The organism is Actinocorallia longicatena (genome assembly GCF_039534125.1).
Lineage (GTDB): Bacteria > Actinomycetota > Actinomycetes > Streptosporangiales > Streptosporangiaceae > Actinocorallia > Actinocorallia longicatena.
Map to the genome: position 1 here is coordinate 297,777 of NZ_BAAAUV010000005.1, position 20,862 is coordinate 318,638.

Consider the following 20,862-nt stretch of genomic DNA (forward strand, 5'->3'; position numbering starts at 1 on the left):
CTCAGGCGGCGAAGTCGGCGGCCAGGCCCATGCCGCGCAGGAGCGTCGGCCGGTCGTAGTACTCCAGCCACTCGGCGACGAGCCCGTCCCTGACCGTCAGCACGCCGACGACCGGCACCTCGGCATGGCCGCCGCGCTCGGTGTCGAACACGTCGACCCGCTGCACGAACACCTTGCCGTCGATCTCGCCGAGGGACTCGACCCGCAGCTCGAGCCGGATCAGCCCCTCGGCGAGCAGCGCCAGGCGCTCGGCGATGGCCTCCCGGCCGACGATGGGCTCGTGCATGACGCTGTGCAGGACGCCGTCCGGGGCGAACAGCGCCTCCACCCGGAGCCAGTCCAGTTCGTTCCAGGCGGTGATCATCTCCTGGACGACGTCGATCTCGGCGCTCACGCGCTCTCCTTTCCGGCCAGGACGTCCGCCCTGACCTCCCGCTTGAGGATCTTGCCGACCGGGTTGCGCGGGAGGACCTCCCGCAGCTCCAGGCGTTCGGGCAGCTTGTAGGAGGCGATCTTCCGCTCCCTGAGGAAGGCGACGAGGTCGGCGAGCTCCGGCGCCGCCCCCTCGGCCGGGACGACGACCGCGCAGACCCGCTCGCCGAGGATCTCGTCGGGGTAGCCGACGACGGCCACGTCCGCGACGCCCGGATGCGCGGCGAGCAGGCCCTCGATCTCGGCGGGGGCGATGTTCATGCCGCCGCGGATGACGAGGTCCTTGGCCCGGTCGACGTAGTGCAGGAACCGGTCGTCCGCACCGGCGATCACGAACACGTCGCCGGTCTTCAGATAGCCGTCCTCGTCGAACGGGCTGGGCAGCAGGTCGCCGCCCAGGTAGCCGGGGAACACGACCGGGCCCTTCAGCCGCAGCTCGCCGGGCACACCGGGCTCGGTGACCTCCCGGCCGTCCGCGTCGACGAGCTTGACGTTGATCTGCTCCGACAGCCGCGACGTCCAGGTGACGCCGGGCGTCCCGTAGCGGGGGAAGTACCGGGCGCGCTCCTCGGGGTCGGGCACGTCGTGCGGGTCGGTCATCAGCCCGATGCCCTCGTTCGAGCCGAAGAAGTTGATGATCCCGATCCCGTGCTCCTCCTGCCAGCCCCGCACCATCGCCGGCGGCAGCGGGGCGGAGCCCGAGCCGATGAGCCGCAGCGAGCCGATGCCCGTCGCGGCCAGCAGGTCGGGCCGGGCCAGCAGCATGCTGAGCAGGGCCGGCGGGGCGACGGTGTAGGTGGCCTGCTCCGCCGCGATCTGCTGGAGGAACACCGGCAGATTGAACGGATGGTGCTGGACGAGCAGCCCGCCGACGCGCAGCCACGGCAGGAACATCCCGTTGATCCCTGCCATGTTGACCATCGGGAACGGGTTGAGCAGCACGTCGTCGCGGGTCAGCCGGGGCGCGTCGACCGTCGCCCAGCTCATGGCGAGCCAGTCGTAGTGGGTGCGCGGCACGCCCTTGGGGGTGCTCTCGGTCCCCGACGTCCAGCAGATCGTCACGCAGTCGTTCGGATCGGCCGGATGCTCGGCCACGTGCGCCTCGACCCGCTCCCGCGCGCCGGGGGCGGCCGGGCCGCCGATCTCGACGTCGCCGGAGGGGCCGTAGGCGAACACGGTGTCCAGCTCCGGCAGCGCCCGCCGGACGTCGGCGGCGAGATCGCGGTCGCCGAACCGGCTCGCCGTCACGAAGGCCGTGAACTCCGCGAGCCGCCCGAGCTCGCCGACCTCGTGCTCCCGGTACTGGACGGCCAGGGGCGACACGACCGCGCCGATCCGCCACAGCGCCAGGTAGGCGGTGACGAGCTCGACGGTGTTGGGGAGCTGGAGCCCCACCACGTCGCCCGCCTCGACGCCGTGCGCGAGCAGGACGTCGGCGAGCGCCGTCACCTCATCGTCGACCTGGGCCCAGGTCAGGCGCCGGGGAGGAGACCCGACGAGGTCCTGCTTGTCGGCCGGATCGACCAGCGCCTCGCGATCGGGTTCGGCGGCGACCCTGGCCCGGAACAGGCCGTCCATGGTCTCCTCGCTCCACCACCCCTTCGCGGTGTACTCCGCCACCCGCTCGGCCGGGTGCAGACCTCGCGTGTTCATCGGTGCCTCCTGGTGCGCTCGGAAGGGCGGGCCCGTGGGGGCCCGCCCTCAATACTGCGGCCAACGATCAGTTCGCGCCGGAAATGTCGATGACGTCGCCGGCGGGCTCGAAGGTCTTCTTGGACGCCGACCAGGTGAACGGCCGGAATCCGCCGATGCCCAGGGAGTTCTCCGGGCTCATCTGCCACTTGATGCCGTCGATGAACATCGGCGGCTGGTAGGTCTGGGTGCGGGCGGTCTTGATGATGCCCAGCTTGCTGAGGCCGTCGCCGGAGGCCGCGGCCTTGGTGAAGGCGTCGACCATCATGTCGGCGATCACCCAGCCGTTGACGGTGTAGCTGTTCAGCGGGAGCTTCACGCCCTGGGCCTGCGCGTCGGCCAGGTACTGCTTGACCCCGGCGTCGTCCTTGTACAGGGCGTTGCCCGGGTCCTTCAGCCAGACCATGACCTGCTGGCCGTCGGCGGCGTCGCCGGCGGGCTCGTAGAGGGTCTTGCCGTCGACGCAGTTGGCGGGCTGCACGAACGTCTCGGGCTTCCAGCCGGAACGGCCGACGGCCTGGCTGAGCGCGAGGCAGTCGGTGGTGACGCCCGCGTCGACGAGGACCTTGGCGCCGGTCGCCTTCAGGGTGGTCGCGGCGGCGTTCGGGTCGGTCAGCGGCGCCTCCTTGACGATCTTGAGGTTGGTGCCCTCGATCGCCTTCTTGAAGCCGTCGGCGTAGGACTGCCCGGACTCGGTCTGGTTGGCCGCGAGCGCGATGTCGGTGCCGCTGGGGTACTTGGCCTTCAGCCCGGCGACGACCGCCTTCATCTCGGCGTCGGCCGAGGGCAGGTACTCGGTGGTCCACGGGAAGTTCTTGGCGTCCTTGTACGCCGGCAGCGAGGCCTGCCCGAACAGCAGCGGGACGCACTGCTCGTTCTGGTCGTCGGCGACCGCGTTGACCTGGCCGGAGCCGAAGGTCTCCAGGACGTGCACGCCGTCCTTCTGGATCAGCTCGTTGACGTTGGACTTGGCGCGCTCGGGGTTGAACGCGTCGTCCTTGGCCACGACCTCGACCTTGACCCCGCCGATGCCACCGGCGGCGTTGGCGACCGCGAAGCGGCCCTTCATGCCGTCGATGACGGCGCCCACGGCGGCGGCGAGCGGACCGGACAGCGGCGCGCTCCAGCCGACCTTGAGCGTGCCGGTGATCTTCGCGGTGGCGGCGTCCGGGTCGGCGCAGTCCGCGGCGGAGATCGAGCCGGGGGCGGCCGACGCGCCGGTGGTGGTCTCGTCGTCGGAACCGGACCCGCAGGCGCTCAGCAGCAGCGCGGCGGAGACTCCCAGAGCGGTCAGGCTGGTCCTCTTCATGCTTGATCTCTTTCCATGGAATCGCCGGATCCGTCCGGCTTCGGGGTGGGGGAGGGATGAGTTCGGGGAACGATCCGCACGATGCCCCGCGCGGTCCGCTCCAGGCGGCCGACGACTCCCTCGGGCATGAGGAAGACGATGAGGATGAGGACAGCGCCGAAGAGGATGCCGGACACGTGCCCGGACACCACGTCGGACGTCCAGTAGGGGACGAACACCACGGCGAGGGCCCCCGCGACCGGCCCGTACAGGGTCGCGACGCCGCCGAGGAACAGGCCCGTGATGAGCTCGATGGACTTGAGGAGGGTGAAGGAGCCGTCGGGTGAGAGCGCGCCCACGTACATCGCGAACAGCCCGCCGGCCAGGCCGGTGATGGCGCCCGACAGCCCGAACACCAGGGTCTTGACCGAGGCGATGCGCACCCCGCTGGCCGCGGCGGCGAGCTCGTTGTCCCGGGTCGCGATCATCGCGATGCCGGTGCGGCTGCGGGTGAGGTTGCGCACCAGCAGCAGGGTCAGGACGAGCAGGATCGCGCTGACCCAGTACAGGAACACGCCGCGGTCGCCCAGGCGCAGGCCGGTCCACTCCGGCGGGGCGAGCTGCCGCGACCGGATGACCATGCCGGCGGCGCCGCCGGTCAGATCGGCGAACCTGCGGACGATCTCGGGGAAGGCCACCCCGACGGCGAGCGTCACCAGGGCCAGGTAGAGGCCGCGGATCCGCAGTGCGGGCAGGCCCACGAGGAAGCCCAGCGCGAAGCAGATCACGACCGCGACCGGCAGCGTCAGCAGCGGCTCGACCTCGTACTTCACGATGAGGACGCCCGTGGTGTAGGCGCCGAGCCCGAAGAAGGCCGAGTGCCCGATGGACAGCAGCCCGGTGTAGCCGGTCGCGAGGTTGAGCCCGCTGATCGCGATCGCGAAGATCAGGACGCTGGTGAGCTGCCCGACCCGGAACGGTTCGAGCCCGGCCCCGGCGAGCAGCAGGAGCAGCACGACCAGGGGCACGGCCACCCGGACGGCCCAGTGGGCGCCGGAGCCCTCCTCGATGACGAACCGGGGTCCGCGCTCTCCGGCGGCGGAGGGCCGCCGGGTCTTCTCCGTCATGGTCGTCACAGCCGCTCCATCTGCCGGGTGCCGAACAGCCCGGTGGGGCGGAACAGCAGGATCGCCACGATCACGACCAGGGCGGCCGTCTGCGGCAGGGTGCCGCCGATGAAGTCGACGTAGCCGGTGATCATCGCCTCGAGGAGGCCGATCGTCAGGCCGCCGACCACCGCTCCGATGGGGCTGTCGAGCCCGCCGAACAGGGCCGCGGCCGAGGCGTAGATGAGGATGGGGAACATGGTCGTCAGGCTGAGCTGCTGCGCCGACAGCGGAGTGACCAGCACTCCGGCGAGCGAGCCGATCGTCCCGGCGAGGCCCCAGCCCAGCATGAGGATCCGGCCGGTCGGCACGCCGCTGAGGGCGGCCGACTCGGGGTTGTCGGCGACGGCCCGCATGTTCAGCCCGAGCCTGGTCCGGTTGAACAGCAGGAACACGGCGCCGATCATGAGGATCACGAACAGCCAGACGCCGAGGGCGTCGAAGTAGAGCCGGGCCCCGCCGACGCCGACGTAGTCGTCCTGGCCGCCGGGGAACAGGCCGTCCATCGGCTTGGTCTCGGAGTTCCACAGCAGCCCGGCGAGCGCGTTGAACCCCGTGAACAACCCCAGGGCGACGATCAGTGTCGCCATGTCGTTGCGTTTGCGGACCGGGCGGATCAGCGTCCGCTCGACGACCGCGCCGAGCAGGAAGCCCACGATCGCCGCGACGAGCGCGCCGATCCAGATCGAGACGCCCTGCGTGGTCAGCCACCAGGCGATGTAGGTGGTGAACAGGGCCATCTCACCCTGCGCGAAGTTGATCGTGCCGGTGCCGCGGAAGACCACGACCAGGGCCAGCGCCATGATGGCGTAGACGGTCCCGTTGGTGATCCCGTCGAACAGCCGTTCAAGGAAGATGTCCATCAGGCTCCCTCACAGACCCAGGTAGGCGCGGCGGATGGACTCGTCGGCGCGGAAGCCCTCGGCGTCGCCCGAGGCCACGACCCGGCCGACCTCGAGCAGGTAGACCCGGGAGGCCAGGCCGAGGGCGAGCTCGGCGTTCTGCTCGACGAGGAGCAGGGCGGTGCCCTGCTCGCGGTTGATGTCGCCGAGCGTCGAGAACAGCTCGGAGACGATCTTGGGGGCGAGGCCGAGACTCGGCTCGTCGCACAGCAGCAGCTTGGGGCGGCTCATCAGGGCCCTGGCCACGGCGAGCATCTGCTGCTCGCCGCCGGACAGCGTCCCGGCCTCCTGGCCGGACCGGGCGGCGAGGATCGGGAAGACCTCGCACCAGCGGTCGATGTCGGCCTTGATCTCCGCGGTGTCGCGGCGCAGTGCCGCGCCGACCCGCAGGTTGTCCAGCACGCTGAGGTGGGAGAACGTGCCGCGGCCCTGGGGGACGAGGCTGACGCCGCGGCCGACGATCTGGGCGGGGTTGAGGCCGTCCAGCGGGGCTCCGTCGAAGGTGACGGTCCCGCCGTGCGGGATGAGGGCGGTCAGGGCGCGCATCGTGGTGGTCTTCCCCGCGCCGTTCGCGCCGAGCACGACCACGACCTCGCCGGGCTCGACGGTCAGGTCGAGGCCGTGCAGGACCCTGGCCTGCCCGTATCCGGCGGTCAGGCCGGTGACTTCGAGGAGGCTCATGAGGCCCGTCCCAGGTAGGCGGAGATCACGCGGTCGTCCGCGCGGACGTCCTCGGGCCTGCCGTCGGCGATGCGCCGACCGGACTCCATCGCGACGACGTGGTCGCTGATGCCCATGACGAGGCCCATGTGGTGCTCGACCAGCAGCGCGCCGAGACCCCGCTCGGAGGCCAGCCGGACGATCAGCTCGCCCAGCTCGTCGACCTCGGCGTGGGTGAGGCCGCCGGCGGGTTCGTCGAGCAGCAGGAGGCGGGGCCTCGCGGCCAGGGCCCTGGCCAGCTCGACCCGCTTCAGGGTGCCGAAGGGCAGGCCGGCGGCGGGCTGGTGGGCGAGGCCGCCCAGGCCCAGGTCGTCGAGGATCTCGAGCGCCTCGGCGGTCAGCGCCCGCTGCTTCGAGCGCGTGGTCGGCCACCCCAGCATCGCCGCGGCGAAACCGGACGGGGTGCGCGCGTGCGCCCCGACGAGGGTGTTCTCCAGGACGGTCAGCGAGGGGAAGAGCGCCAGGTTCTGGAACGTCCTGGCGATGCCCAGCCGGACGATCCGGTCGGGCCGGACGGACAGCAGGTCGGTGCCGCCGAACGTGATGCTCCCCGCGTCGGGCCGGTAGATCCGGGTGACGCAGTTGAACAGGGTGGTCTTCCCGGCGCCGTTCGGGCCGATCAGCCCGCAGACCTCTCCCGGCGCGACCGCCAGGGACACGCCGTCCAGGGCGGTGACGCCGCCGAACCGCAGGGTCACATCGGTGATCTTGAGTTCGGGAGGTGGGTCTTGTGTTGCCATCCAGCTGCGCTCCTCTCCGGTTTCGACACTTCAGTTATGAGTGTGTTGCCGGTCACATACTTGCTACAACAAAGAGAGTGACCACGTCAATGGCCTGATATCGGAACGAGATCTGGCGATTTTGGAGAGACCCGGGTTGCCCCTTTGCCTAGACACTCTGTTAGTTGTAGCGTGATGAGACCGGGATCACCCTCGAGGAGGACCAATGAGCGACCCCGTCCCGCCCGCCGTCCGGGCACTGCTGGACAAGCAGGAGATCACCGAGCTGCTGGCGCGCTACCTGCGCGCCGCCGACCGCGGTGACGCCGACGGCCTCGCCGCCTGCTACCTGCCCGGCGCCACCGAGGACCACGGCGGCGTGTACACCGGCGACGCCGCCGGATACGTCGAGCAGATCCGGCCGGTGCTGACCCACCCCAAGGGCCGGACCATGCACTGCATGTCGAACGTCCTGATCGACCTCGACGGCGACAGCGCGTTCTCGGAGTCCTACGTGGTGACCTTCAGCGCCGTCCGCACCAGCGACGGCCACGGCCACTCCTTCGTCGGCGCCCGCCTGCTCGACCGGCTCGAACGCCGCGACGGCCGCTGGGGCATCGCCCACCGGCAGCTCGTCTGGGAGTTCAGCCACGACGCGCCCGCCACCGAGACCTGGCTGTTCGGCATGCTGATCGACGACCCGGAGAAGCTGGCGCGCGGCGTCAAGTTCCCGGCCGACCCGGTGTACAAGGGGGCCGCCCGATGAGCGGAGCACGCAGGACCTACGCCGGAGCGACCGCGCTGGTGACCGGCGCGACGCGCGGCATCGGGGCGGCGTTCGTCGCCGAGCTGTTCGAACAGGGCGCCAAGGCCGTCTACGCCGGGGCGCGCAACCCCGCCGACGTGCCCGCCGAACTGCTGGAGGCCGGGGCCAGGCCGGTCCGGCTGGACATCACCGACCTGGGCCAGGTCGCCGCCGCGGCCGCGGAGTGCCCGGACGTCTCCGTACTGGTCAACAACGCGGGATACCACGCCAACCAGCGGCTCGTCCTGAACGACGACCCGGCGGCGGCCCGCGCGGAGATGGACGTCAACTACTTCGGGACGCTCAACATGACCCGCGCGTTCGCTCCCGTCCTGGGCGCCAACGGCGGCGGCCAGATCATCAACGTGCTGTCCGTCGCGGCGATCTTCCCGACCGCGTTCATGGGCGGCTACTCGCCCGCCAAGGCCGCGACCCTCTACCTCAGCACGATCACCCGCGCCGAGCTGGAGCCGCAGGGCACCGACGTCACCGCGCTGATCGTCGGCTCGGTCGACACCCAGATGGCCGCCCACGTGGACGGTGAGAAGGAGGACCCGCGCGACATCGCGCGCGCCGGCCTCAAGGCCGCCCTGCGCGGGGAGCACGTCGCCGACACCGACTGGATGGCCGTGGACTCCCGCGCCCGCCTGGCCCGCGACCCCGCCCGCTACGAACGGGGCCTGGCCAAGGTCCTGAACGCGACGCAGCTGAGGACCGGCCGATGAGCGGGCCCGAGCTGATCCAGGCCACGATCGCCGCCCGCTCCCTGCCCGACACCGCCGAGCAGGCCAGGGCGCTGTTCGGGCTGCCGCCCGGCTTCCCCGACCCCGAGCTGGCCGACTGGGGGATCGTCAACGAGATCCTCGGCCTCGGCCGCACCTATGTCGAGATCGTCGCGCCGTCGTCGGAGACCTCGGCCCTGCACCGCTTCCTGGCCCGCGGTGAGGGCGGCTACGTGGTGGGGATGAAGGTCCCCGACACCGACGCGATGATCGAGCGGGCCGCCGAGCGGGGCGTCCGGGTGGCGCACCGCCAGGAGTTCCACGGCGCCGACATCGTCCAGCTCCACCCCGGTGAGCTGGGCGTGATGCTGGAGGCCGACCGGCTCCCCGACGGCAAGGACTGGCACTACGACGACTGGGACGTCCCCGCCCGTCCCGCCGACGCCGCGACGGGCGACCTCGTGGCCGTCGACATCGCCGTCGAGGACCCCGCCGGGACCGCCGAGGTCTGGGCGCACGTGCTCGACGCCGAGCTCGACGGGCCCGCCGCGGTGCGGGCCGGGGGAGTGATCCGGTTCGTCCCCGCGGAGGGGCGGCGCGGGCTCGTCGCCGTCGACGTCCTCGCCCCCGAGGCGTCCGAGCACACCATCGCCGGGCTGCTCGTCCGGTGCGTGACCGAGGAGAAGGCATGACCGTCCGGGTGATCCAGTGGGCGACCGGCGCGATCGGCAAGACCACCCTGCGGGCCGTCCTGGACGCTCCGGACCTGGAACTGGCCGGCCTGTTCGTCTACGGTGACCGCAAGGCCGGCCGGGACGCGGGCGACATCGCCCGCCGCCCGCTCACCGGGGTGATCGCGACCCGCGACCGGGCGGAGATCCTGGCCACCGACGCCGATCTCGTGATCCACGCGCCGCGCCTCCAGGACCCCTACGAGACGCACGACGCCGACATCTGCGCGCTGCTGCGCTCCGGCAAGAACGTCATCACCACCGCCGGGCACAGCTTCCCCCGCGCGCAGGGCCCCGAGCGGGAGCGGATGTTCCTCGACGCCTGCGCCGAGGGCGGGAGCACCCTGTACGGCGTCGGGATCAGCCCCGGCGTCGTGGGGGAGCGGCTCGTGCTGGCGCTGACCGGCGTCTGCCTCGATCTGGAGCACGTCTCCATCGACGAGGTCCTCGACGCCAGCCGGGTGCCCGACCCCAACTTCGTGTTCGACGTCATGGGCATGGGGTCGGCGCCGGGCGCCATCGACCTGGACGGCGGGGGCCTCCCGGTCATGTACGGAAAGCTGTACGGCGAGACCCTCGCGTTCATGGCCGAGCGGATGGAACTGCCGGTCGACCGGATCGAGGCCGACCACCGCGCCGAGCTCGCCACCCGCGACCTGACCGTCCCCGCCGGGACGATCAAGGAGGGGACGGTCGCGGCGACCGAGTGGCGCTGGCACCTGGTCAGCGGCGGCGAACGCCGGATCACCCTGTCGATCATCTGGACCATGGACCCGGAGATGCCGCGGTATGCGGGCCGCGACCACTGGACGGTCACCGTCAAGGGCAAGCCCGGGATGACCATGACGCTCAACCTCATCGAACCCGACGAGCCCGGCAGCCGGACCACGGCCGGGCAGTTCATCACCTCGGGGCCCGTGATCCGCGCGATCCCGGCCGTCCTCGCGGCTCCGCCCGGCATCTTCGAGCCGCCCGTCTTCGCGCCCTACACCTTCGGAGGGACCCGGTGACCCTGACCTACTTCCCGCGCTCCGGCCCCGACGCCACCTACGCGCTGCTCCCCGGCGGCCGCAGGGTCGAGCGCCTCGCGGACATCCTGCGCGCCCGGGCGGCCGCCACGCCGGACGCGCCCGCCGTCATCGAGCCCGGGCGCACCACGACCTTCGGTGAGCTCGACGCCCGCGCCTCCCAGGTGGCGCAGGCCCTCTTCGGGGACGGGGTGCGCTCCGGCGACCGGGTCGCCTACATCGGCGTGAACGCGCCGTCCTTCCTCGAGGTGCTGTTCGGCGCCGCCAAGCTGGGCGCGGTCGCCACGGCCGTCAACAACCGGCTGAACCCGGCCGAGGTCGCCCAGATCCTCGCCGACGCCGAACCGGCCGTCCTGGTCCTGGGCGCGGGCGACGGGGAACTGGCGCCCGCCGAGGGCACGATCCCCTCGCTGACCAGGGTCGTCACCACCGACGGCGACGCGGGAACGACCGGGTTCGAGGCATGGATCGCCGACCGTCCCGGGGTCGATCCGGGCGTCGAGCCCGACCCCGAGGACACGGCGGTCATCTTCTACACCTCCGGGACGACCGGGCTGCCCAAGGGCATCATGCTCAGCGGCCGCAACATCGGCCAGGCGCTCGCGACCATGCACTACGAGATCGAGCTCGACGGGACCTCGGTCGCGATGGCCCCGATCCCCTACTTCCACGTCTCGGGATTCGGGCTGGCGCTCGTCGCCCTGCTCAACGGCTCCGCGCTGCTCCTGGAGATGGCCACGGACCCGGCGGCGCTGCGCGACCTGCTCATCAGCCGCAGGGTCTCGCACGCGGCGCTCGTCCCGACGCTGATCCAGCGGCTGATCGCGCTGCCCGGAGTCGCCGAGGAGGACTGGAGCGCGCTCAAGTACGTCGTGTACGGGGCCTCGCCGATCCCGCTGCCCGTGATCCACGCGGCGACGACCACGATCGGCTGCAAGTTCCTCCAGTCCTACGGGCTGACCGAGTCGACCGGCGGCGTCACCATGCTGAACCCCGGCGACCACCTGCCGGGCCCGGGCGAGGAGCACCGGCTGAGGTCCGCCGGACGCCCCATGCCGGGCGTCGAACTGAAGATCGTCGATCCGGAGACCCTCGAGGAGCTCGCGCCGGGGGAGCGCGGCGAAGTGATCATTGGCGGGGGCCATGTGATGAAGGGCTACTGGCGGCGGCCCGCCGAGACCGAGGCGACGTTCCTGCCGGACGGCTGGCTGCGCACGGGCGACGGCGGCTCCCTGGACGGCGACGGTTACCTCTACCTGCACGACCGGCTCAAGGACATGATCGTCACCGGCGGCGAGAACGTCTATCCCGCCGAGGTCGAGAGCGTCCTGTCCGGCCATCCGTCCGTGGCCGAGGCCGCCGTGATCGGCGTCCCCTCCGACCGCTGGGGTGAGACCCCCTTCGCCGTGGTCGTCCCCCGCCCGGGCACCGTCCTGGACCCCGGCGAGCTCATCGCCTGGACCCGCGACCGGCTCGCCCACTTCAAGTGCCCCACCGCGGTGACCGTCGTCGACGTCCTCCCCCGCAACGCCTCCGGAAAGCTCCTCAAGAACCGCCTCCGCGCGGAGCACGCCTGACCGCCGGACCGGGAGAGTCCGGTATGGGTCAACCCTGGGGGTTGACCCGGTTCCCGCCGTGACCGGAGGGTGAGGCGGGGATTCATCGGCGATGGGGGTCGCGGGGATGTACGGGGTGGAGTTCGGGGTTCTGGGCCGGTTCCGGGTGCTGGCCGGGGGGCGGGAGGGGGATCTGGGCCCGCCGCAGCAGCGGGCTCTGCTGGCGGTGCTGGTGCTGCGAGCGGGCGAGATCGTGTCGGCCGACGCGCTGGCGTCCGCGATCTGGGGGGACCGGGCGCCGGCCACGGCGGCCAACATCGTGCAGGGCTACGTCGCCGGGCTGCGGGGCGCGCTGGAGCCGGAACGGGAACGCGGCGCCGCACCGCGGCTCCTGCTCACCAGGCCGCCCGGCTATCTCCTGGACATCGTTCCCGAGCAGGTCGACGCGGTGCGGTTCGAACGCGCCGTGGAGGCGGCCCGGCGGCTGGAGGCACCGGGCGAACGAGCACGGGCGCTGCGGGCCGCCCTGGGCCTGTGGCGGGGCGAGGCACTCGCCGACCTGGAGGGGTGGGAGTTCGCCCGCGGTACCCGGGTCCGGCTCGCGGGGCTGCGGCGCACGGTCCTGGACGAGCGGATCGAAGCCGACCTCGCCCTGGGCCTGCACGCCGAGCTGGTTCCCGAACTGGAGGCGCTGGCCGCCGCCGAGCCGCTGCGCGAACGCACCCACGGGCACCTGATGGCGGCCCTGTACGGCGCGGGCCGCCAGGCGGACGCCCTCGCCGCCTTCGACCGGGCGCGCCGCTCCCTCGCCGACGAGCTGGGTCTCGATCCCGGCCCGGAGCTGCGGTCCCTGGAGACGGCGATCCTGCGTCAGGAACTGCCCCGCCCCGTCAGGGAACGCGCGGCGGCGGGCGCACTGCCGATTCCTTCCACCGACCTGATCGGCCGCGACGGAGCCCTCGCCGAGATCTCCGGCCTGCTGGACGACCACCGGCTGGTCACGCTCACCGGCACGGGCGGCGTCGGCAAGACCCGGCTGGCGCTGGCCGCGGCCCGGGACCGGGACGGCGCCGTCTGGGTGGACCTGGCCGAACTGAGCGATCCCTCCCAGGTCGAGCAGGCGGTCCGGGCCTCGCTCGGGCTGGAGCCCGGCGCGGCGCTCTCCGACCTGCTGCGCGACGCCCCGCGAACCCTGCTCGTCCTGGACAACTGCGAGCATCTGGTCGACGCGTGCGCGGACCTCGTGGCGGGCCTGCTCCGGGACTGCGCGCAGGTCCGGGTGCTGGCCACCAGCAGGGAGGCACTGGACTTCGCGGGCGAATCGGCCTGGGCCGTGCCTCCGCTGGCCGGCCCCGACGCCGCGACGCTGTTCCGGCGGCGGGCCGCGGGGGGAGCGCACGAGGCGGCGGGCGACGACGCGATCTGCCGGCGGCTCGACGGTCTGCCGCTGGCGATCGAGCTGGCTGCGGCGCGGACCCGGGTGCTGTCGGCGGCGGAGATCGCCGCCCGCCTCGACGACCGGTTCGCGGTGCTGGGACGAGGCGGCCGCGACGTCTCGCAGCGGCACCGCACCCTCACCGCGGTCATGGAGTGGAGCCACGCGCTGCTGACCGACGCCGAACGCGACTACTTCGCCCGGCTGTCGGTCTTCCGCGGCGGTTTCGGCGTCGCGGCCGCCGAGGCGCTCGCCGATCCGCCAGGCGACGGTCTCGACCTGCTGGGACGGCTCGTCGACAAGTCGCTGCTCGTGCGGGGCACGGGCGCGCTGGGGCGGTCCCGGTTCCGGATGCTCGAGACCCTGCGCCGGTTCGGCGAGGACCGTCTGGCCGAACAGGGCGGCGTCAAGTCCGCCTGGCAGCGGCACGCCGGGTTCTACGCCGCCTTCGCCGGCGAGCTGGCCCCCCTCGTCCCCGCCGCCCGCGTCGAGTCCCTCGACCTGCTGGGCGAGGAGTTCGGCAACCTGAGGGCGGCGCTGCTGTGGGCGCTGGAGAACGGGGAGGCGCACCACGCGGCCGAGATCGTCGGGAACTGCTGGCCGCTGTGGGTGGCGCGCGGCATCATCGACGAGGCGCTGGAACTGGTGGAACGGACCCTGGAGACCTGCGAGGGCGGCTCGCCCGGGCTGCTGGCACCGCTGCTGTACGCCAAGGCCTCGGTCAGCGGGATGCGCGGCGACCTGGCGAAGGCGGGGGAGGCGGCCCTCGCGTGCGTCGAGGCGGCGCGCGCCGCCGGCCTGCGGATCGTCGAAGCGCGCGCGACGACCTGCCTGAGCCTGGTCGCCTGGACCCGCGGTGACTCCGCCTCGGCGAAGAGCCTGGCCCTGGACTGCCTGCCCCTGCTGCGGGAGGTCCGCGACCACGCGCACGTCGCGCTCCTGCTGTCCCATCTGGGACGCCTGGCCGAGACGGCCGAAGACGCGGACCGCTACTTCGCGGAGGCCGAGTCGCAGGTACGGCAGGTCGGGGTCACGCATCTGGTCGGATTCGTCCTGGGACTGCGCGCCGACCGTGCCCGGCGGTCCGGCGACCACGACACCGCCCTCGCCCTCAGCGAGCAGGCTCTGGCGGCCTACCACGCCGACGCCGCCCTGCCGCGGCCGGGCAGGGTCGTGAACGCGCTCGTCCACACGGTCGGGATCGCCGGCTGGCTGGGCGCCGACCCGCTCCAGGCGATCTCGGCGCAGTTCCAGGTCGTGTCGGCCGTACCGGAACCGCGTCATTCCCCCATCACCTGCATCGAGACGCTCGCCGACGTGGCCGTCGCGCAGCAGCGGCTCGCGCTGGCCGTCGTCCTGCTGGGAGCGGCCGACGGCCAGCGCGAGCTGCGCGCCGAGCCCGTCCCGGACTCGGAGAGGGCCCGGCACGCCGCGCGGATCGCCGCGTGCCGGGCCGCACTGGGCGCGGAGTTCGACACCTTCTGGAGCACCGGCCGCACCCTCAAGGAGGACGACCTGAGGGACCAGGTCCGGGTGCTGGGCGTCACCCCGGACTGAACATCAGGAGTGCGGGTCAGGCGTCGCCCTCGCAGGAGTTCCGCGTCTCGGCCGAGCAGTAGTCGAATCCGCCGCCGCCGAAGGCCCTGTCGAGGTCGCCGGGGCCGCCGACGATGACGTCGCTGCCCCCGTTGCCCTCGATGGTGTCGTCGTCCTCGTCGCCGAAGACGGTGTCGCGGGCCGAGCCGCCCAGGAAGTAGTCGCCTCCCCGGTTCAGGAAGACCTTCGACGGCAGGGCGGTGCTGTTGACCACGCTGTCGACACCGTCTCCCGTGGAGATCTGGATCTTGGTGAGGCCCGCACTGGCGCAGCGGACGCCCCCGTCGGCGCCCTTCGTACAGCCGGAGTTCGCCGTGAGGACGTCGCTGAAGTTCTTGACGACGATGGAGCTTCCCTCGACGTAGATCAGGATGTTGTTGTCCACGTCGCCCGCGCTGACGTTGAGCTGACCTCCGCTGGAGATCGACACTCCGGTCGTGGCGAGGGCGGGCGTGGCCCCGGCCACCGCCAGGGGGACGGCGACCAGGGCGGCCGCCGAAGCGAGCAGGGCGGCCCTGCGCACCGGGCGGCGGGCCGAGGAGCGTGCGGGCAGAGCGTTCGAAGCCATCGAGGAACCTCTTCTCCGCGGTCGGCCGGCCCGTCTCCCGGGCCCCCGTCTCCGACCGCTCCGCCACTCTCGCCCCTCCCGCTGGACGTCCCCTGGACGCCCGCTGGACGCCGCCGCCGGCCGGGACGCGCGGGTCAGCCGACCTGGCGAGTGCCGCCCTCCCACCAGGGCTTGCGAAGCTCACGCTTGAGGATCTTGCCGGAGGCGTTGCGGGGCAGCTCCGCGGCGAACTCGACCGCGGTCGGGCACTTGAAGTGCGCGAGCCGCTCGCGCAGCCACGCGATGACCTCCTGGGAGGTCGCCTCGGGCGCGCCCGGCCGCCGCACCACGACCGCCAGCGGCGTCTCGCCCCACCGGTCGGACGGGACGCCGATGACGGCGCACTCCAGGACCGACGGATGGCCCGCCAGGACGCTCTCGACCTCGGCGGGGTACACGTTCTCCCCGCCGGAGACGATCATGTCCTTGAGGCGGTCGTGCAGGTAGAGGTAGCCGTCGGCGTCCATCGAGCCGGCGTCGCCGGTGCGCAGCCAGCCGCCCGGCAGGAACGCCGCCTCGGTGGCCTCGGGGTTGCGCCAGTAGCCGGTGGTGACCGAGGGGCCGCGGGTCACGACCTCGCCGACGACGCCCGTCTCGGCGAACTCGCCGGTCACGAGGTCGGCCACGGCCACCTCGATGCCGGGCACGGCCTTCCCGGCCGACCGGAGCCGTCCGGCCACGGGGTTGTCCGGGCGGTGCTGGTCGGGGCCGAGCAGGGTCGTGACCCCGATCGTCTCGGTGAGGCCGTAGGACTGGAAGAACTCGGCTCCGAACAGGGCCACCGCGCGTTCCAGCAGCGGTTCGGAGATCGGCGACGCCCCGTAGACGATCTGCCGCAGCGCCGAGAAGTCGGCGTCCTTCGCGGCGGGCAGCTCGCACATGATCTGGATGACGGCCGGGACCATCGCCGTGTGCGTCACCCGGTGCCCGACGAGCTGGTCGAGCATCGAGAACGGGGTCGGCTCGCGGGTCTGGACGAGCGTGCCGCCCCGGGCGAGGGTGATCAGCGCCCAGCCCGCCCCCGCGATGTGGAAGTAGGGGATCGGGACCAGGCTGACGGAGTCGGGGCCGACGTCGAAGCAGGCGCCGAACAGCTCGACGGCGGCGGCGAGCCCGGCGGCCGTGATGTGGACGCCCTTGGGCCGGCCCGTCGTGCCGGAGGAGTACATGAGCACGAGCAGCTCGTCGCCCGCGGCCTCGCGGCGCGGGTCGAGGGCCGTCCCGCCCTCCAGCCACGTCTCGTAGGACGGGCCGACCCCGATCACGGGGACGGCCAGCCCGGCCAGATCATCGAGGTGCTCGGCCCCGGCGACGACCAGGGAGACCTCGGCGTCGGCGAGGATCCAGCGCAGCTCGGCGCGGGACAGGCGGAAGTTCAGGGGCACGAGCACGACGCCGGCCTTGGCCGCGCCGAACAGCAGCTCGAAGTACTCGGTGGCGTTCCGGTCGACATAACCCACGCGGGAGCCGGCGGGCAGCCGGGCGAGCACGTCGGCGACCCGGTCGGACCGGGCCGAGAGCTCCCCGTAGGTGATCTCGCGGCCGTCGCCGGTGACGGCCGTGGTCTCGGGGTGTTTCGCCGCGACGACCCTCAGCAGGTCGGGAACGGAGGTCGGCATGGTGGTTCTCCCATCTCGCCCGCGGTGCGCCGCGGGCGGAGGACGTTCAGGTGGTGCCGGAGATGACGGAGACCTCGGTGCCGCGCAGGACGGCTCCGCACTGGTCGCAGGCGAGCTGGGCCTTGAGGTCCTGGCCGCAGTTCTTGTGCGTGTAGACCAGGGCGGGGCCCTCCGCTGCCCGGAACCAGCGCTGGCCCCAGTCGACGGCGGTCATGATGACGGGGAAGAAGGCCCGGCCCTTCTGGGTGAAGTGGTAGCCGGGCCAGTCGGGACGGTCGGTGCCGGGCGTCTGCTCGAACACGCCGATCTCACAGAAGGCGCGCAGCCGGTCGGAGATGATCGTCGGCGGGGCGCCGAGCCGGTGCTCGAAGTCGCGGAAGCGGTGCGCGCCCTGGAAGGCGGCGCCCAGCAGCGCCGCCGACCAGCGGTTGCCGATCAGGCCCATGGTCTCGGGGAACATCCCGGCGCCCTCGGCCGAGGCCGAGCGGCGCCGGGTCGTGGCCGCCGGAACCGACCGGTTCCAGGTGCCGCTCGGCCCGAACCCGCCCGTGACGTCGCGGGCCTCGGCCGGCTTGCCGCACGAGCCGCAGCCGAACACGGGAGAGAAGTCCCTCCCGCAGGTCCGGTGCACCATCTGGGGGAGGCTCTCGACGTGGGTCGGCACCCACTGCGCCTCCCAGGTCCAGATGGTCAGCAGCACCGGCCACAGGTCGCGGCCCCGCTTGGTCAGGGCGTACTCGAAGCGGCGCGCGCTCGCCTGGTACTCGACCCGCTCGAAGACGCCCATCTCGGTGAGCGAGGCCAGGCGGCGGGTCAGGACGGCGTGCGAGATCGGCAGGACCTCGCGCCACCCCCCGTACCGCCGGACGCCCAGCATCGCCCACCGCAGGATCAGCAGGTTCCACTCGTCGCCGATCAGCCCGAGCGTGTGGCCGACGGCGTTGGTCGTGCCGCGCGGCAGCCGGGTGGGCTTGTCCCCGGGATGGACGAGGACGGGAGGGGCGTCGAGTGGGACGCTCTGCTGGGTCACAGGGAGGGTTCGCCTTTCAGAGTCCGGCCGCGGTGGCCGGGGAGTCCGCCGTGGACCAGCCGGGGAGGGCCGAGCCCGGCGCCCAGGTCGCGTGGGTACCGCTGGAGATCCGTTCGGGCAGCCGGACCCTGGCCAGCGGGCCGTCCGCGAGACGGGCCGCATCGAAGATCAGGCACTCGGAATGATCTTCATTCATGTCGGTGGTCAGGGTAACAAGGTAGCCGTCGTCCTCGGCCTTGGAGCCGAGGCGCGGCGCGAAGGCCGGCTCGCTTCCGTAGACGCCGTCGGGCAGGGTGATCCGCTCCTCGGCGCCGGTCTTCAGGTCGTGCCGGACGAAGCCGTTGAACAGGAACCAGCCCTCGACGCCCGTCGCGGCGTAGGCGTAGCGGTAGTCGCGACCGCCGCGCAGGTTGTTCAGCACGCCGAACTCGGTGATCGTGTCGGTGAGCCGCTCCTCCCTGCACTGGCCGGTCTTCATGTTGAGCCGCCAGCGGTGCAGGCGGGTCTGCATGCGGTCGAGCGCGAGGAAGCGGAACATCCGCTGGTAGAAACTGCCGTCGCCGGTGTCGCGGGGCTCGGGGTCGCCCTGGAAGAAGCCGTCGAGGACGATCTCGTCACCCTCCTCGTAGGCGTTGACCCAGTGCAGGACGTAGGTCGGGTCGGCGTCGAACCACTTGATCTCGGCCGAGCCGCCGCGCCGGGGGATGACGCCCAGGCGGGTGGGGGTGTCGCGGTAGAAGCGGGCCGCGTGCGCGCCCTTCTTCAGCAGTTCGGGGTCCCAGAACAGCGGGCAGTCGTTGAGGATCGCGTAGTTCTCGGTGAAGGCCATGTCGTGCGGCAGGCGCGGGCCCGGCAGCGGCACCTCGGTGTAGTGGACCAGCTTGTCCTCGGCGTCGACGACGCCGTAGTGCATGTACGGGGCGTCCTTGCCGTAGTTGAAGAACAGCAGCTCGCCGGTGTTCTCGTCGGACTTGGTGTGCGCCGAGACGCCGCAGGAGGGGAAGGAGCCGTTCCACTCGGACTTGCCGAGGGTCTCCAGGGTCAGCGGGTCGAGCCGGTAGAGGTCGCCGCACTGGTAGAAGCTGGTGAGCGCGACGCCCGCGTGCACGACGACGTCGGTGCTGGAAGCGTCCTTCATCCGGCCTCGGGCGCCCCAGCCGTCGGTACGCACAGCCTTCTCGGGACGCTCGGCGATGCCCGCCCACAGGGGTCCGCCGCTCTCGCGCTCGGCGAGCAGCCCGTCGGTCTTGACGAAGCGGTTGCGGTAGAAGGCCTTCCCGTCGCGGAAGCCCACGACATGGACCATGCCGTCGCCGTCGAAGGGGTGGTAGCGGTCGATCGCCGGGTGGACCGGGTTCTCGGTGTTGCGCAGGTAGATGCCGTCGAGGTCGGCGGGGATCTCGCCCTCGACGACGGTCAGGTCGTCGGCCTTCCACTCGCTGGTCTGGGGGCGCCACGGCCCGGTGCGGTAGGGATGGTCGTCATCGTCGGGGAGGGTCGACAGGACCCGTCCGAGCAGTTCCACGTCCACGGGGGTCTCCTCTAGTCCTTGCCGATGACGAAGCTGACGGCGGTGGTGGTGCTGCCGCCGATGTTCAGGGTGGCGAAGCGGCCCGCGCCCTCGACCTGGGTGTCGCCGGCGGTGCCCGTCACCTGGCGGGAGGCGTCGACGAGCATCCGGACGCCGGTCGCGCCGACGGGGTGGCCGACGCCGATCAGGCCGCCGCTGGGGTTGACCGGGATCCGGCCGTCCTTCTCCAGGTCGCCGTTCTCGATGGCCTTCCAGCTCTCGCCGGGGCCGGTGATGCCGAAGTGGTCGATCGCCATGTACTCCGACATCGTGAAGCAGTCGTGGGTCTCGATGCCGTCGACGGCGTCGACCCCGGGCAGGCCCGCGCGGCGGAAGGCGTCGGCGATGACGTCGCGGACGTGCGGGAGGGCGTAGCGGTCGTCGCGCGAGCGGTCGAGCTTCTGCTGGAGCGGCAGGCCCACCGTGCGGTGGCCCCAGCCCTGGATCCGGGCGAGCCCCCGCAGCTCGGGACGGCGCGCGAGGTAGCGGTCGCTGACCAGGACGACCCCGGCGCCGCCGTCGGTCATCTGGGAGCAGTCGAACCGCCGCAGCCTGCCCTCGACCGGGGGATTGGCCTTGTCGTCGGCGCTGAAGCTCGCCTCGGTGACCTCCCAGCCGCGGGTCTGGGCCAGCGGGTTGGCGCGGGCGTTGCGGAAGTTGAGCTCGCCGATGGCCCGCAGGTGGGCGTCGTCGAGGCCGTACCGGCGGTCGTACTCGTCGGTCAGGGCGGCGAACATGTACGGCCACATGAAGGTGGCGTCCTGCCCCTCGTGGCCGGCCCAGGCCGCCGCGCCGAGGTGGCGGGCCGCGAGGTCGCCGGGGACGGTCTTCTCCAGCTCCACGCCCAGGACCAGGGCCACGTCGTAGCGGCCGGACTCCAGATCGGCCATGGCGGCCAGCGCCGCGATGCCGCCGGAGGCGCAGGCCGCCTCGTGGCGGGAGGACGGCAGCCCCCACAGCTCGGGGATCACCGTCGCGGGCATCCCGCCGAGCTGGCCCTGGCCGGTGAACAGCTGGCCGAAGGCGTTGCCGACGTGGATCACCTCGACGTCGGACGGCTCGAGCCCGGCGGACTCCAGGGTGCGGGTGGCGACCTCGTGCGTCAGGTCGGAGAACTCCAGCCCCGCCCGTGCCCAGTTCCGGGCGTAGTCGGTCTGGTAGCCGCCCAGGATCGTGGTCATATCCGGACCTCCTCTTGTGCGACCCCTACGGTTCGCTCCGACTTCTTACTACAACAACCAGAG

18 protein-coding genes are annotated in these 20,862 nt (G+C 72.3%); 6 read left to right on the forward strand and 12 right to left on the reverse strand.

Annotated elements, in window-relative coordinates; all coding sequences use genetic code 11:
* Window position 1 precedes the first annotated feature (1 nt).
* The 7 genes from ABD785_RS12210 to ABD785_RS12240 all read right to left on the reverse strand — a co-directional run bounded on the left by ABD785_RS12210 (window position 2) and on the right by ABD785_RS12240 (window position 6,940).
* Entirely contained in the window at window positions 2-394 is a 393-nt protein-coding gene (locus ABD785_RS12210; RefSeq protein ID WP_344826354.1) for a nuclear transport factor 2 family protein, read from the reverse strand.
* A complete protein-coding gene (locus ABD785_RS12215) occupies window positions 391-2,085 on the reverse strand; it encodes a class I adenylate-forming enzyme family protein (protein WP_344826357.1) in 1,695 nt (564 codons plus the stop codon). The genes ABD785_RS12210 and ABD785_RS12215 overlap by 4 nt, the downstream gene beginning before the upstream one ends.
* Before the next feature lie 67 nt (window positions 2,086-2,152).
* On the reverse strand, window positions 2,153-3,433 hold the full coding sequence (locus ABD785_RS12220; RefSeq protein WP_344826360.1) for an ABC transporter substrate-binding protein: 1,281 nt from the start codon (window positions 3,431-3,433) through the stop codon (window positions 2,153-2,155).
* On the reverse strand, window positions 3,430-4,539 hold the full coding sequence (locus ABD785_RS12225; protein WP_344827093.1) for a branched-chain amino acid ABC transporter permease: 1,110 nt from the start codon (window positions 4,537-4,539) through the stop codon (window positions 3,430-3,432). The genes ABD785_RS12220 and ABD785_RS12225 overlap by 4 nt, the downstream gene beginning before the upstream one ends.
* Before the next feature lie 5 nt (window positions 4,540-4,544).
* A complete protein-coding gene (locus ABD785_RS12230) occupies window positions 4,545-5,441 on the reverse strand; it encodes a branched-chain amino acid ABC transporter permease (RefSeq protein WP_344826363.1) in 897 nt (298 codons plus the stop codon).
* A gap of 9 nt (window positions 5,442-5,450) precedes the next feature.
* A complete protein-coding gene (locus ABD785_RS12235; protein WP_344826366.1) occupies window positions 5,451-6,161 on the reverse strand; it encodes an ABC transporter ATP-binding protein in 711 nt (236 codons plus the stop codon).
* Complete coding sequence (locus ABD785_RS12240; protein WP_344826369.1) at window positions 6,158-6,940, reverse strand: ABC transporter ATP-binding protein; 783 nt, start codon at window positions 6,938-6,940, stop codon at window positions 6,158-6,160. Before ABD785_RS12240 ends, ABD785_RS12235 begins: the two co-directional genes overlap by 4 nt.
* 205 nt (window positions 6,941-7,145) lie before the next feature.
* Here ABD785_RS12240 and ABD785_RS12245 point away from each other — a divergent pair, with 205 nt between their 5' ends.
* The 6 genes from ABD785_RS12245 (at window position 7,146) to ABD785_RS12270 (ending at window position 14,753) form a co-directional block, all read left to right on the forward strand.
* Window positions 7,146-7,685, forward strand: coding sequence for a nuclear transport factor 2 family protein (locus tag ABD785_RS12245; protein ID WP_344826372.1), 540 nt, complete (start codon window positions 7,146-7,148; stop codon window positions 7,683-7,685).
* A complete protein-coding gene (locus ABD785_RS12250; protein ID WP_344826375.1) occupies window positions 7,682-8,449 on the forward strand; it encodes an SDR family oxidoreductase in 768 nt (255 codons plus the stop codon). Before ABD785_RS12245 ends, ABD785_RS12250 begins: the two co-directional genes overlap by 4 nt.
* Window positions 8,446-9,138, forward strand: coding sequence for a VOC family protein (locus tag ABD785_RS12255; RefSeq protein ID WP_344826377.1), 693 nt, complete (start codon window positions 8,446-8,448; stop codon window positions 9,136-9,138). Before ABD785_RS12250 ends, ABD785_RS12255 begins: the two co-directional genes overlap by 4 nt.
* A complete protein-coding gene (locus ABD785_RS12260) occupies window positions 9,135-10,187 on the forward strand; it encodes an NAD(P)H-dependent amine dehydrogenase family protein (RefSeq protein ID WP_344826380.1) in 1,053 nt (350 codons plus the stop codon). Before ABD785_RS12255 ends, ABD785_RS12260 begins: the two co-directional genes overlap by 4 nt.
* Window positions 10,184-11,782, forward strand: coding sequence for a long-chain-fatty-acid--CoA ligase (locus tag ABD785_RS12265; protein ID WP_344826383.1), 1,599 nt, complete (start codon window positions 10,184-10,186; stop codon window positions 11,780-11,782). Before ABD785_RS12260 ends, ABD785_RS12265 begins: the two co-directional genes overlap by 4 nt.
* 91 nt (window positions 11,783-11,873) lie before the next feature.
* The gene (locus ABD785_RS12270) at window positions 11,874-14,753 is read left to right on the forward strand and encodes an AfsR/SARP family transcriptional regulator (protein WP_344826386.1); all 2,880 of its coding nucleotides are present in this window, start codon (window positions 11,874-11,876) and stop codon (window positions 14,751-14,753) included.
* 16 nt (window positions 14,754-14,769) lie between these two features.
* Here the strand turns inward: ABD785_RS12270 and ABD785_RS12275 are convergent, their stop codons facing one another.
* The 5 genes from ABD785_RS12275 to ABD785_RS12295 all read right to left on the reverse strand — a co-directional run bounded on the left by ABD785_RS12275 (window position 14,770) and on the right by ABD785_RS12295 (window position 20,799).
* Window positions 14,770-15,360: a hypothetical protein gene (locus ABD785_RS12275; protein ID WP_344826389.1), complete on the reverse strand. Its 591-nt coding sequence runs from the start codon at window positions 15,358-15,360 to the stop codon at window positions 14,770-14,772.
* A 134-nt stretch (window positions 15,361-15,494) separates the two neighbouring features.
* A complete protein-coding gene (locus ABD785_RS12280) occupies window positions 15,495-17,018 on the reverse strand; it encodes an AMP-binding protein (protein ID WP_344826392.1) in 1,524 nt (507 codons plus the stop codon).
* A gap of 46 nt (window positions 17,019-17,064) precedes the next feature.
* Window positions 17,065-18,048 carry a winged helix-turn-helix transcriptional regulator gene (locus tag ABD785_RS12285; RefSeq protein WP_344826395.1) on the reverse strand — a complete coding sequence of 328 codons (984 nt, stop codon included), beginning with the start codon at window positions 18,046-18,048 and terminating at the stop codon, window positions 17,065-17,067.
* A gap of 16 nt (window positions 18,049-18,064) precedes the next feature.
* On the reverse strand, window positions 18,065-19,579 hold the full coding sequence (locus ABD785_RS12290) for a carotenoid oxygenase family protein (RefSeq protein WP_344826398.1): 1,515 nt from the start codon (window positions 19,577-19,579) through the stop codon (window positions 18,065-18,067).
* An 11-nt stretch (window positions 19,580-19,590) separates the two neighbouring features.
* The gene (locus ABD785_RS12295; RefSeq protein ID WP_344826401.1) at window positions 19,591-20,799 is read right to left on the reverse strand and encodes an acetyl-CoA acetyltransferase; all 1,209 of its coding nucleotides are present in this window, start codon (window positions 20,797-20,799) and stop codon (window positions 19,591-19,593) included.
* Between the last annotated feature and the right edge of the window lie 63 nt (window positions 20,800-20,862).

Coding starts and splice junctions, on each gene's coding strand:
- ABD785_RS12240 (WP_344826369.1), bottom strand. CDS start 6,940: ATGGCAACACAAGACCCACCTCCCGAACTCAAGATCACCGATGTGACC.
- ABD785_RS12220 (WP_344826360.1), bottom strand. CDS start 3,433: ATGAAGAGGACCAGCCTGACCGCTCTGGGAGTCTCCGCCGCGCTGCTG.
- ABD785_RS12255 (WP_344826377.1), top strand. CDS start 8,446: ATGAGCGGGCCCGAGCTGATCCAGGCCACGATCGCCGCCCGCTCCCTG.
- ABD785_RS12270 (WP_344826386.1), top strand. CDS start 11,874: ATGGGGGTCGCGGGGATGTACGGGGTGGAGTTCGGGGTTCTGGGCCGG.
- ABD785_RS12260 (WP_344826380.1), top strand. CDS start 9,135: ATGACCGTCCGGGTGATCCAGTGGGCGACCGGCGCGATCGGCAAGACC.
- ABD785_RS12235 (WP_344826366.1), bottom strand. CDS start 6,161: ATGAGCCTCCTCGAAGTCACCGGCCTGACCGCCGGATACGGGCAGGCC.
- ABD785_RS12245 (WP_344826372.1), top strand. CDS start 7,146: ATGAGCGACCCCGTCCCGCCCGCCGTCCGGGCACTGCTGGACAAGCAG.
- ABD785_RS12215 (WP_344826357.1), bottom strand. CDS start 2,085: ATGAACACGCGAGGTCTGCACCCGGCCGAGCGGGTGGCGGAGTACACC.
- ABD785_RS12280 (WP_344826392.1), bottom strand. CDS start 17,018: ATGCCGACCTCCGTTCCCGACCTGCTGAGGGTCGTCGCGGCGAAACAC.
- ABD785_RS12250 (WP_344826375.1), top strand. CDS start 7,682: ATGAGCGGAGCACGCAGGACCTACGCCGGAGCGACCGCGCTGGTGACC.
- ABD785_RS12230 (WP_344826363.1), bottom strand. CDS start 5,441: ATGGACATCTTCCTTGAACGGCTGTTCGACGGGATCACCAACGGGACC.
- ABD785_RS12225 (WP_344827093.1), bottom strand. CDS start 4,539: ATGACGGAGAAGACCCGGCGGCCCTCCGCCGCCGGAGAGCGCGGACCC.
- ABD785_RS12295 (WP_344826401.1), bottom strand. CDS start 20,799: ATGACCACGATCCTGGGCGGCTACCAGACCGACTACGCCCGGAACTGG.
- ABD785_RS12275 (WP_344826389.1), bottom strand. CDS start 15,360: ATGGCTTCGAACGCTCTGCCCGCACGCTCCTCGGCCCGCCGCCCGGTG.